Source organism: Thiomonas sp. UBA7699, from assembly GCF_002482605.1.
GTDB lineage: Bacteria > Pseudomonadota > Gammaproteobacteria > Burkholderiales > Burkholderiaceae_C > Thiomonas > Thiomonas arsenitoxydans.
In genome coordinates this window covers 1-11,097 of the sequence record NZ_DLGH01000011.1, presented here as the reverse complement: position 1 = coordinate 11,097, position 11,097 = coordinate 1, and the positions used below count along the sequence as shown (strand labels likewise).

Below are 11,097 nucleotides of genomic sequence, written 5' to 3'. Positions count from 1 at the left end.
GGCCGGGTGTCGGGCGCGGGTGCGGGCGGCGCCTGCACCTTGGGTGTGGGTTCAGGCGCGGGCTGGGGTGCAGGCTGCGGCGGCGGTGGCTGCACCGGCTTGGGTTGCACCTTGTGGACGATAGGCTTGGGCAGTGGCTTGACCACCGGCTTGGGCACGGGTTTGGGCTCCGGAGGTTTCGGCGTGGGCGGGGTCACGGTCTTGGGGGCGGGCTTGGGCGCTTCGAGCACGATCTGCACGGGCGGCGGCGGGGGTGGTGGCGCAGGGTGGCTGCTCCACCAGACGATGGCGGCGATCAGTGCCGCTTCGAGCAACAGCGCCGCCAGCGCAGCCAGGGGCCAGCGTTTGCCGTCCTGGTCTTCGCGCCACGGGGCGGGGAGGTGATGCAGCACGGCGCTCATTGCCCGCCGTCCCCGGCTTGCCGGGCTGCCAGCCCGATTTTTGTGACCCCGGCAACGCGGCAGGCGTCCATGACCGTCATGAGTTGCTGCAGAGAAACGTCTTCTTCCCCGGCGATGGTGACCTGCAACGCATCGGTGTCCGGCTTGCTCTTGAGCAGGGCGGTGAGTTGCTGCGGCGACAGCACCTTGCTGTCATAGTGAATGGCGCCGGACTTGTCCACCGCCAGGGTGATCTGCGGCTTGGGCATGCTTTGCGCGGTGGAACTGGTGGGCAGGCGCGAGGCGATGCCAGCGTCTGGAATCATGTGCAGCGTGACCATGATGAAAAACACCAGCAGGAAAAACATGATGTCGATCATCGGAATGATCTCGATGCGCGCTTTTTTCGCTTCAAAATATTTCATGGCGGATCAAACAAAAATGCCGCGGCGATTGCGCCGCAGCCCAAGCGTGCGAACTCCAGCGCACGCGACCTGGAGAAGTTGTGCGAACGGCGTCAGGCCATCTTTTGCTGCAGAGTTGCGGCTGGCTGTGCCGCCGGGCGCACGGCCTGCCCGTTCTGCGCCACGACCACCGGGCGCACACCGCCCTCGCGGTAATGCGGGTACATGCGGTTGGACAGCATGAGCTTGATGCGCTCGAGCTGATGCATCACCAGGCGCACGCGCTGGTTGAGCGCGTTGAAGGCCACCAACCCGAGCACGGCGATGAACAGCCCCGCAGCCGTGGCCAACAGCGCTTCGCCCACGCCGCCGGTGACCGCTTGCGTGGCCGCCCCCGGGTTGGACAGCGCCGAGAAGGTGTTGAACATGCCGATGATGGTGCCCAGCAGACCGAGCAGCGGCGCCAGGGTGACGATGGTGTCGAGCATCCACAGCCCGCGGTCGATGCGCGGGGCCTGATCCATCACCGCTTCTTCCAGCCGGTCGGTGAAGTGATCGAGCGGGTCGGCCAGGTCGTGCTGCAGCGCCACGGCGACCACCTGCGCCGCGGGCGAATCGGCGTCATCGTCCACCTTGGCTTTGAGCTGCTTCACATCCACATGCGCGTGGCTCTTGAGCTCGCGGATCCAGCCTTTGGCCGAAGCCAGCATGCGCGAAATCGCCCAGAAGCGCTCCACGCTGACGGCCAGCGCGATGAACAACAGCAAGGCCATGATGTAGAGAATCCCGCCCGAGGTCTGGGCCAGGTGGGTGAGGGTGTCGAGAGACATGATCAAACTCCGGGAATGGAACAAAAGCTGCACAACTTAGCCGGGGTTCGTGACACGGTCACGAACCCCGCGCTCACAGCGGCATTACTGGAACGGCACCGAGAAATTGACCATGAAACTGCGACCGGCATTGGTGTAGAACAGCGGCACGTTGCCGCCTGTGTAGCCCGCCAGGGAGTTGATCTTGGTGTTGTTGGTCAGGTTGAACAGTTGCAGGCCGATCTTGGTTCCATGCGGCAGGAAGGAGGCATCCTGTACCGTGTAGTTGACCGCAGCGTTCAGAATGGTGCTCGACGGAATCTGATAGATGCCTGCCGGGTTTCCATTGCCGTCGACGCCAATGTCACCATAGTTGGAGCCGATGTACTTGGCGATCAGCGAGGCATACCACGCGCCGCGGTTGTAGATCACCCCGGCAGCCCCAGTGGTCTTGGGCACGCCGGCCAGTTGCAGGCCATCGCTGTCTTGTTTGGCCTGGTTGTAGGCGGCGTTGCCATACAGGCTGATACCGCTGCCGATGTAATAGGTGGCCTCCATCTCCGCGCCCCGGTATTTCACGCCGCCAGCGTTATAGAAATACTTCTGCCCTGCCACGGTGCGTGACTGAACCAGATTGGTGAAGTCGATGTTGTAGAGATCGCCGCTGAGGGTGAGGGCTTTGGATCGCCAAGTGGTGCCAACCTGATAGTTGGTGGTCTGCTCCGGCTCCACGGCGCTGGCGCCGGTTTGCGGATTGGGGATGTAGAACAGGTTTTCGTTGGGCGCCAGATAGCCTTTGGCCACCTGTGCATACGCACTCCAGTTGGGAGCAATGGCGTAGTGCAGTTCGACGGCAGGGAGCACCTTGCTCCAGGTCTGGGTGTAGTCCAGCGGTTGTTTGCTCTTTTGCTCGACTGGGGCGTTGTCGTGGCGCTGGAACCAGGCGTACTTCAGGCCGCCGCGCAGTTGCAACTGGCTGGTGAGATTCCAGTCGTACTGAATATAGGGCTGTGCGGTGGTGAAGGTGCCGTTGATCAGGCGATCCACCGCTTTGCTGATGCCGTTGGGATAGGTGCCGCTGGCGTTCCAGGCCTGGTTGTCGGAAAAGTCGATTTCCGAGTTGTAGCGGTGATAGGTCTGGTAGTTCAGCCAAAGTCCGTAGTGCAGGGTGCCTGGCCCGAAGGTCTGGTGCATGCGCAGCAGATCGCCCCAGTTGCGATAGTTCAGGTACATGTGCTGGCCGGGAATATTGTTGGCGCCGTTGATGGTGCCATTGGGCGTATCCGCCCCAGCAGGGAAGGTGCCGTCTGGGTTGAGGCAGTTGACTTGGCCGTAGTCGCAACCGCCGCCGTTGGGGTCGAGGCCATTCCAGCCACTGTGGTAATAAGCGTAGGTGTAGAGTTTGTTATCGATCTGCACATCGCCCACGCTGGTCTTCAAGCCGAGGTACTCGAAGTCGGTCTGGAAGTCGTCGTAGTTGTAGCCGGTATAGGCCTGACTTAGTGGGTTGCTGCTCAGGCCGTAGTTCGGGCCGAACTTTTGGATCTGACCTGGCAAGGTGCTGGTGTAGGGATATTTGCTCACCGAGACATAAGGGGCGGAAGTGGCGCCGACGATGGCCGCGTTGCCGCCACTGTTGCGGTTGACCATGGAGACGAAGGTCAGCAGCGAGTTGTCGCCGACGGGTTTTTCCGCCTTGATGAACAGGTTTTTGCGTTGCGTGCTGGCGCCGCTCAGATATCCGTCGCTCTTGAGTTGGCGGTAGTCGATGAAAGCGCGCAGGTCGCCGTAGTTCTTCATCACCCCGGTATCGAACTCGGCTCCGAGCACCGCGGTGCCGAAGCTGCCAAAGCTGCCATAGAGCGTGGTCTGCGGCTTGTCCAGGGGCTCTTTGGTGAGCAATGAAATGGTGCCGCCAAAGGTGGCGTAGCCGATGGTGGAGGCATTGCCCGGGCCGCGATCGACAATGATTTGGCCGATGTCCTGCGGCATGAAATATTCCGCCGAGTGGTGGGTGAAGTCGTTCGAGTCGCCCACCGGAATGCCGTCCCAGGTCAGGTTGTACTGTCCGTCCTGAAATCCTCGGATCGACAGCCCCTTGCTGTTGCCCAGACCCGGACCGTTGGGCTCGATGTCCACCACGCTGGGGGCGATGCTGACGATGTCGCTGTAGTTGGCCGTCGCGGCCTGGGTGTTTTCGATGTAGTGTTGGTTGATGATGGACTGCGGCTGCCCGGCTTTGAGCGAGCCTTGCGTGGGCGCCTGGTGCGGTGCGCTTTCCTGCTTGGCTTTTTCGCGCTCGGCGGCGGTCTGACCGTTGCCGCCTTGCGCCCCCGCCTGCACCGTGCCCAGACTCTCGGGAGAGGTCTGCGCGTGGGCTGCGGCAAACGGCATGACGAGCAGGGCGGCCAGGACGGACTGGGTGAGTCGCGATGGCTTGAAGGTGGGTCGATGGCGAGACATGACTGATTGCTCCCTTGGGCGGTAGGCGGGTGGGTTGACGAAAGCTGTCATTCCATTCCTGCGACATGTCCGCGGGGTTGCAAGAACCTGTCTGAATCCTGTCCAGCCGTGCCAAAGATGTAAACAAATCTTGACAGTGCGAATGCTTCGCTTCACTGCATCGACTTTTCCGTGGCCCAGCGATACCCCGCGCCATGCACGGTTTGCACACGCTGATGCAGATCATGGGGACGAAGGTGCCGGCGCAGGCGAGCCACCGCGGTGTGTACGGTATCGGCGTGCGCGCGTGCGGGAATGTCCATGGCCAATCGCAGCTCTTGCGGGCTCAGGATGTCGCCCGGACGTGCGCCCAGAGCCCACAACAGCAGAAACTGCTGCGAGGGCAGACTGAGGCAATGATCCTGAATGCGGAGCGTCCGGGTTTGTCCGTCGAGCTCCAGAAGGGGTTCCAGTTGGACGCGGTCTCCAGTCTGCGGTGCGAGGCGTTCACGCAGGCGAGCGAGCTGGGCGCGTATGAGCTGCGGCGGGCTGTCGATCGGCAGCAGGGCATCGGCGCCCGCGCTTAGCGCAGCCATGGCGCCGGGTGAGGCGCAGTCTGGCAAAAAGGCGATGACTCGGGACGTTTGGCCTCCGAGAGGATGTCGCAGGCGCATCAGCCAGTTGGTCAGTTCATGCACGTCCTCGCCGCTGATAGCCAGTACGGCCCAGGCATCACCGACTTTCAGCCGCCGTAGGGCCTCATCGGCATCGACAGGCTGGCTGTTTCTGTCCTGGCAGGGTGTGGGGGCTGAGGCGAATTGAAGCGATAGAACAGAATGTTTGATCGGCACGATCTGGGCAGGTGGTCCGCTGATGAGGGCCGAGTGTGCGTAAGCGTTTTGACAAAAGCATGACAGGTCGGCCCACTACCATGCGCAGCGATGAAACTCAGCACCCAAGCCAATCTCTACGCCCTCGGCGCCATTGCCCTATGGGCAACGCTCGCTACCCTGGGGGTGGCGCTTTCTCAGGTGCCGGCCTTCGCGCTGACCGGGTTGGCACTGATCATCGGCAGCGTGCCGACGTGGGGCCATTGGCGGCAGTGGCGCGTGTCTCGCGCGGCGTTGGCGTTGGGCGTGTATGGCCTGTTCGGATTCCATTTCCTGTTGTTCATCGCCTTGCGCCACGCGCCGCCGGTGCAGGCCAATCTGGTGAATTACCTCTGGCCCTTGTTCATCGTGGTGCTGGCGCCGCTGCTCTTGCCCGGGGTGCGTCTGCGGTTGGCGCATGTGCTGGCGTCCGGCTTGGGCTTTCTGGGCGCGGGGCTGGCGATTCTGGGCGGTCACTCGTTAGAGGCGGCCTGGGCCTGGGGCTACCTTCCGGCCATGGGATCGGCGCTGATCTGGGCCACGTTCTCGCTGGGTAGCCGCCGCATGGCGCAGTCGGGCAAAGGGTTTCCCACGGCGGCGCTGGGCTTGTTCGGCCTGATTTCCGGCCTGCTCGCGCTGGGCTGCCATGTCTGGCTGGAACCGCCTTTGCACCTCGGCCTGCGCGATGGCCTGCTGATCGGGGTGATGGGTCTGGGGCCTCTGGGCGGCGCCTTTTTGTTGTGGGACCGGGCGCTGAAACTGGGGGATCCGCGCACCATCGGGGTGTTGAGCTACCTCACGCCTTTGGCGTCGACCCTGCTGCTGATTGCCGTGACCGGGCGCGCGCTGACGATCTGGATCGGTCTGGCAACGGTGCTGATCGTCGGCGCCGCGTTGTTGGCCGTGCGAGTGAAAGACTGAGTTTTTTCATCAGGTAGCGTGATTTTGGCGGGCCACACAGGCCGATCTCGATGCGCTCATCGCAGATCGGCAACTACAGGCGACTTCCTCACGCGCAAGCTGGGGTTGCTGGGAGCCAGACAGTCCCTAATACGTATCGGCCCTGATTGGCCAGGGTTTGCGCTTGCTTCAAGTCCGCGGCTCGCCAGCCCAGGGTGCGCCCCGTGGCGCTATTCAGCCAGTGGGTTTGCGGTGTGACCAATACATCGGCTCGGTGTTCTGGTGGCCGCAGCAGGGGCACGGCCAGACGCACCGACATAGCAGCCGCATAAGCACCGCATCATCAACGCGGGATGCGAGTGTAGGTCAGCGCAATTCTTCGACTGCTTGCCAGGCGGCGTCAATGCTCGGCGTAACGCCATCGCCGCCGAGGGTACGGGCCAGGTGGGGTGATGTGGGGGTGAACAGCTCGGGCCCGGTGCTGACGAACAGTCCCACCACCGGGCGACGCAGCGCCGCGGCGAGATGGGTGAAGCCGGTATCGACGCCCACCACCAGCCGACTCTGCGCAATGACGGGCAGCATGTCGAGCAGGCTGCGGCGGTCGAGAATCTGCGCGCTGCCCGGCGGAAGCGCGGCGATGATGCGCTGCGCACGCTCCTGCTCGGCGGCGTTTCCCCAGCTCAGTTGCAGCCGCAGGCCAGCCTGCACCAGGCGAGCGGATAGCGCCTGCCAGTGGTCGAGCGGCCAGAGCTTTTCCGGCTTGGAAGCGCCATGCGCGAGGAAGACGGTATCGGCCTCGGTCGCCCCTGGCTCGCGGGCGTAGCGCTGATCGATCGCATAGTCCACCGGGCCGTGCAGGTCGGTGTCGAGCACGGCCTGCGCAAACACCCGCCGCCCCTCGGTGCCATGCAAGCCGACGGGCCGGGCGAAATGCAAGTGGTAGGCGCGGGCGGCGAGCGGCTCGCCGCCGCAGTCTTGCGCGCGATAGCCGACGCGCAGCGCGCCACGCGCTAGACGGGAGATGATGGCGCTTTTGAGCACGCTGTGAGGGTCCCAGATCAGGTCGTAGCGCTCGCCGCGCAGGGCGCGTAGCACAGCGCGCAACTCGCGCCATGCGGCGAGGCTGCGCTGCTGCTGCACCGCCTTGAGCGGCAGGGCAAAGACGTGACGCACGGCGGGGTGCAGCCGCGGAATGTCGGCGAAGCGGGCATCGACCGCCCAATCGATTTCGATGCCGGGCCAGCGTGCGGCGATGTCGGAGACGGCGGGCAGAGTCTGCACCTGATCGCCCATGGCGGACAACTGCACCAGCAGCATGCGCTGCGGGGCTGACGGCAGGGCGCCCTGACCCCACCGCAGTGGGAGCTGCGCTCGCGTCATGCGGCGGGCAGCAAGGCCTTGCCCATCAGGTCTTCGAGCACCTTGAGCGGCGCGGTGTGCGGATAGAGCTGGTGCCGAGGTTCGAGGTAGAAGGTTTGCTCCATCATGTATTGCCCGCCCATGACGGCGTGCAGCACCTGATCGGAGAACACTACCCAGGTCGTGCCCGGCGCGAAGTCCACACTGCGCTGCGGCGCGTCTTTCTGATAGGCCAGATCGGCCTTCATTTTGTCGTGCAACTGCAGCATGTAGTGGTCGTAGTCGGTGCGGTGCGATTTGGTGATTTTGAGCGCGCGCAACACCGCCGCCGAGCCGGGCACGGGGGGGGTGAGCCGCGGTGCAAAACGCTGCAGAAATTCGGGGAAGGGCTCGCCCACCCGCCACTGACGCGGCCGCCCTTCGGGATTGAGATTGGTGAATACGCGCAGCAGCCGCACGCCATGAATCGGGTTGGAGGGGAAGGCATCGACGTGCAGCCGGGTGTCGTCTTTGCGCCAGCTCGTCTTGCGACCTTCGACCTGTATGGGGCGGTACGAGGCCTTGGCCGCTCGCAGCTTGCCCCGATAGTGCGGAAACAGCCGGTCGACCAGGGACTGGGCCTGATGGGAGAACCGCTGAATCATGTCGCGCAATTCGGCCTGGTCTTGGGGGCTACCCGACGCGCCGCGAATACTGCCGTCATCGCGCAGGCTGATGTTTTTGGCCTTGCCGTTGCTGATGGCCGGGGTGAGAAAGCGGCGCTCGCTTGCGCTGAGTTCGAAGTGCAGCTGCGGGAAGCACAGCACATGGCCGCCTTCGAGCAGATGCTCCACCCCGGCGGTGGGTGCGCGCTCGGTAGGGCTGGCATCCCAGGCGGTATCGGGAAAGTTGCGGATGGTGTCGTCGAGTGCGGCCATATGACCTCCTGCAAAAAATAGACTGCCTACGGTGCACAGAATAGGGTGCTCAGTGATTGTCCGCCTTGATACCCGACAGTCGGTCCATGAGCGCAAACATCACGCCGGAGAACACCAGCACCAGATGGATGATCAAGGCCCAGAGAATGTCGTCGCGACTTGCATCGCGCACATTGATGAAATATTTGAGCAGTTCGACCCCCGAGATCGCCACGATGGAGCCGATGAGTTTGAGTTTCAAATCGGAAAAGGTGACGTGGCCCATCCAGCTGGGGCGGTCTTCGTGGTCGCCGGTATCGATCTTGGAGACGAAGTTCTCATAGCCGGCAAAAATGATGATGATCAGCAGATTGGCCACCAGGGCGATGTCCACCAGAGACAGAATGGCCAGCATGGCCTCGCCGCCCGTGCCGGAAAACACCACGGACACCGCGCCGACGAAGGTTTTGACAAATTTCACCAGCAGCAAAACGATGCCCAGCACCAGGCCGATATAGAACGGCGCCAGCAGCCAGCGGCTGCCGAAAATCAATACTTCCAGAGCATGTTCGACGCGTTTCATGGGGGCTTTGCGAAAAGGAGAGACGGAGATGCGCGCGACTGTAGCGGGGCTGCGTTACCGCACCCGCATGCCGGGCTGCGCTCCCGTATGCGGTTCGAGAATGTAGAGGCCGGGCTGCGCCTTTTCGTCGGCAGCGCTGGCGGCCAGCACCATGCCTTCGCTCAGGCCGAACTTCATCTTGCGCGGCGCGAGGTTGGCGACCAGCACGGTGAGTTTGCCGATCAGGTCTTCAGGCTTGTAGGCGCTGGAGATGCCGGAGAACACATTGCGGGTGCGCGGCTGGCCGTCGGAGGTGGTTTCGCCCACGTCGAGGGTGAGGCGCAGCAGCTTGGTCGAGCCTTCCACGGCTTCGGCATGCTGGATACGGGCGATGCGCAGATCGATCTTGGCGAAGTCGTCGATGCTGATGAAGGGGTCTTGCGTGGCGTCGGCAGTCGGTGCTGTAGGCGTCATGGCTTGGGCGGCGGGCGCTGCGGGTGGATCGGTCTCGAACAGGGCGTCGAGGCGCTTGGGGTCGATGCGGTGCATCAGGTGCTGATAGGGCGCGGCGTGTTGCGGCAGTTCGGTGGCGTCGCTCCAGACGAAATCGCGCTCCAGCCCGAACAGCTCGCGCGCCACGCGGGCGGTGAGCGCAGGCAGCACCGGGCTGAGCATGACCGACAGCAGCCAGAACCCGGCCAAGGCCTGCGAGCAGGCGTCTTGCAGTTCGGCGCGGCGGGCTTCGTCTTTCGCCAGAATCCAGGGCTGGGCGGCGTCGAACGCGGTGTTGATGCGGTCGGCGTAGGCCATGATTTCGCGCAGCGCACGGGCGTATTCGCGCGCTTCGAAAGCAGCGGCCACGTCGTCAGCGAGGGCCTTTGCGGCGTCGCGCAAATCGCCGGTGTTGTGGGCATAACCCAGCTTGCCGTCGAAGTATTGGCTGATGAATTTGGCGGCGCGGCTGGCGATGTTGACGTACTTGCCGATCAGGTCGCTGTTGACCCGGGCGACAAAATCTTCCGGCGTGAAGTCCACGTCTTCCACCCGCGCGGTCAGCTTGGCGGCGAGGTAATAGCGCAGCCACTCGGGGTTGAGGCCGATGTCGAGGTATTTCAACGGCGAGATGCCGGTGCCCCGGCTTTTGCTCATCTTCTCGCCACCGACGGTGACAAAACCGTGCACATTGATCTGGCTGGGCGTCTTGCGGCCCGAGAAGTGCAGCATGGCCGGCCAGAACAGGGTGTGGAAATACACGATGTCCTTGCCGATGAAATGCACCTGTTCCACCGCCGGATCGGCGACGAAGGCGTCGAAACTCTGCGCGGTGCGCGAAGGCGCGTGCCAGTGCTGTGCGGCCTGCCCCTTGTCGAAATGGTTTTTCAAGCTGGCGAGGTAGCCGATGGGGGCGTCGAGCCAGACGTAGAAGTATTTGCCCGGCGCGTCCGGAATTTCGATGCCGAAGTAGGGGGCGTCGCGCGAGATGTCCCAGTCGGCCAGGCCGCCGTGGCCGTTTTCGTCGGTGGTGAACCACTCGCGCACCTTGTTGAGCACTTCGGTTTGCAGATGCGGCTGACCGTGGGCGTTGGCGGCCTGCGTCCAGTCGCGCAAATAGTCGGCGCAGCGGTCGGACGAAAGCTGAAAGAAGTAGTGCTCGCTCTTACGCAACTCGGGCGTGGCGCCGGAAAGTGTGGAATAAGGGTGCTTGAGTTCGGTGGGCGCGTACACCGCCCCGCACACCTCGCAGGCGTCGCCATACTGATCGGCCGCGCCGCACTTGGGGCACTGCCCTTTGATGTAGCGGTCGGGCAGGAACATGCCCTTGACCGGATCGAAAAACTGCTCGATGTCGCGCATCGCAATCAGGCCGTTCTTGCGCAGCGCGCGGTAGATGTCCTGCGCGAGTTGATGGTTTTCCGGCGCGTCGGTGTTGTGCCAGTTGTCGAAGCGGATGTGAAAGCCGTCGAGGTATTGCGCCCGCCCGGCGGCGATGTCGGCGACGAACTGCTGCGGCGTCTTGCCCGCCTTCTCGGCGGCGATCATGATGGGCGCGCCGTGGGCATCGTCGGCGCCGACGAAGTGCACCTCATGGCCCTGCATGCGCTGGAAGCGCACCCAGGTGTCGGCCTGGATGTATTCCATGATGTGGCCGATGTGGAACGGGCCGTTGGCGTAGGGCAGGGCGGTGGTGACGAAGAATCGGCGCTTGGAAGTCATGGTGAACGGGGTGGAGTGCGCCCGGCCGGGAGTGCCGGGGCGTGCGGGCGTTGCCGCGCAAACGACTATTTTAGGTGGCGACGGGCGAAAGGATTTGACGCGACAACTGGGCGATCGTGCGCCCTTCCGCTTCGACCTCGCGCAGGCGGCGCTCGATCGGGGTGTCGATGGCGCCGGTTTCGGCCGCTTCGATGCACGTCGCCTGCCCGTCTGGACCGAGACAGCCTTGCAACAGGGCTAGGAGACCGTCGGACTTGAG

General features: G+C 63.7%; 10 protein-coding genes and 1 pseudogene. 1 reads left to right on the top strand and 10 read right to left on the bottom strand.

The window, feature by feature from the left end; genetic code table 11:
- The 5 genes and pseudogenes from B3H47_RS04685 to B3H47_RS04665 all read right to left on the bottom strand — a co-directional run.
- Positions 1-401, bottom strand: a pseudogene (locus B3H47_RS04685) (energy transducer TonB); the annotation flags it as partial.
- Positions 398-805 carry an ExbD/TolR family protein gene (locus B3H47_RS04680; RefSeq protein ID WP_276709539.1) on the bottom strand — a complete coding sequence of 136 codons (408 nt, stop codon included), beginning with the start codon at positions 803-805 and terminating at the stop codon, positions 398-400. The gene B3H47_RS04680 and the pseudogene B3H47_RS04685, both read right to left, overlap by 4 nt.
- 92 nt (positions 806-897) lie before the next feature.
- Positions 898-1,614 (bottom strand): MotA/TolQ/ExbB proton channel family protein, encoded by a 717-nt coding sequence (locus tag B3H47_RS04675; protein WP_276727400.1) that lies wholly within the window; start codon positions 1,612-1,614, stop codon positions 898-900.
- An 84-nt stretch (positions 1,615-1,698) separates the two neighbouring features.
- The gene (locus B3H47_RS04670) at positions 1,699-4,056 is read right to left on the bottom strand and encodes a TonB-dependent receptor (protein ID WP_286986220.1); all 2,358 of its coding nucleotides are present in this window, start codon (positions 4,054-4,056) and stop codon (positions 1,699-1,701) included.
- A gap of 152 nt (positions 4,057-4,208) precedes the next feature.
- Positions 4,209-4,886, bottom strand: coding sequence for a winged helix-turn-helix domain-containing protein (locus B3H47_RS04665; protein WP_276709544.1), 678 nt, complete (start codon positions 4,884-4,886; stop codon positions 4,209-4,211).
- A gap of 90 nt (positions 4,887-4,976) precedes the next feature.
- Between B3H47_RS04665 and B3H47_RS04660 the strand changes: the two genes are divergently transcribed.
- Positions 4,977-5,825 carry a DMT family transporter gene (locus B3H47_RS04660; protein ID WP_286986219.1) on the top strand — a complete coding sequence of 283 codons (849 nt, stop codon included), beginning with the start codon at positions 4,977-4,979 and terminating at the stop codon, positions 5,823-5,825.
- A 345-nt stretch (positions 5,826-6,170) separates the two neighbouring features.
- Here B3H47_RS04660 and waaC read toward each other — a convergent pair whose 3' ends face one another.
- From waaC to B3H47_RS04635, 5 genes are all read right to left on the bottom strand, one after another.
- A complete protein-coding gene (gene waaC, locus B3H47_RS04655; protein ID WP_286986218.1) occupies positions 6,171-7,187 on the bottom strand; it encodes a lipopolysaccharide heptosyltransferase I in 1,017 nt (338 codons plus the stop codon).
- A complete protein-coding gene (locus B3H47_RS04650; protein WP_286986217.1) occupies positions 7,184-8,083 on the bottom strand; it encodes a Kdo hydroxylase family protein in 900 nt (299 codons plus the stop codon). The genes waaC and B3H47_RS04650 overlap by 4 nt, the downstream gene beginning before the upstream one ends.
- A 49-nt stretch (positions 8,084-8,132) precedes the next feature.
- Entirely contained in the window at positions 8,133-8,645 is a 513-nt protein-coding gene (locus B3H47_RS04645) for a TIGR00645 family protein (protein WP_286986216.1), read from the bottom strand.
- Between the two features lie 54 nt (positions 8,646-8,699).
- Positions 8,700-10,838 carry a methionine--tRNA ligase gene (gene metG / locus B3H47_RS04640; RefSeq protein WP_286986215.1) on the bottom strand — a complete coding sequence of 713 codons (2,139 nt, stop codon included), beginning with the start codon at positions 10,836-10,838 and terminating at the stop codon, positions 8,700-8,702.
- Between the two features lie 70 nt (positions 10,839-10,908).
- A partial coding sequence (locus tag B3H47_RS04635; RefSeq protein WP_286986213.1) for a hypothetical protein occupies positions 10,909-11,097 on the bottom strand: 189 nt, incomplete at its 5' end.

What these genes read in the sequence shown, in the direction of transcription:
- B3H47_RS04680 (WP_276709539.1), bottom strand. Translation starts at nt 805, where the DNA reads ATGAAATATTTTGAAGCGAAAAAAGCGCGCATCGAGATCATTCCGATG.
- B3H47_RS04675 (WP_276727400.1), bottom strand. Translation starts at nt 1,614, where the DNA reads ATGTCTCTCGACACCCTCACCCACCTGGCCCAGACCTCGGGCGGGATT.
- waaC (WP_286986218.1), bottom strand. Translation starts at nt 7,187, where the DNA reads ATGACGCGAGCGCAGCTCCCACTGCGGTGGGGTCAGGGCGCCCTGCCG.
- metG (WP_286986215.1), bottom strand. Translation starts at nt 10,838, where the DNA reads ATGACTTCCAAGCGCCGATTCTTCGTCACCACCGCCCTGCCCTACGCC.
- B3H47_RS04645 (WP_286986216.1), bottom strand. Translation starts at nt 8,645, where the DNA reads ATGAAACGCGTCGAACATGCTCTGGAAGTATTGATTTTCGGCAGCCGC.
- B3H47_RS04650 (WP_286986217.1), bottom strand. Translation starts at nt 8,083, where the DNA reads ATGGCCGCACTCGACGACACCATCCGCAACTTTCCCGATACCGCCTGG.
- B3H47_RS04670 (WP_286986220.1), bottom strand. Translation starts at nt 4,056, where the DNA reads ATGTCTCGCCATCGACCCACCTTCAAGCCATCGCGACTCACCCAGTCC.
- B3H47_RS04660 (WP_286986219.1), top strand. Translation starts at nt 4,977, where the DNA reads ATGAAACTCAGCACCCAAGCCAATCTCTACGCCCTCGGCGCCATTGCC.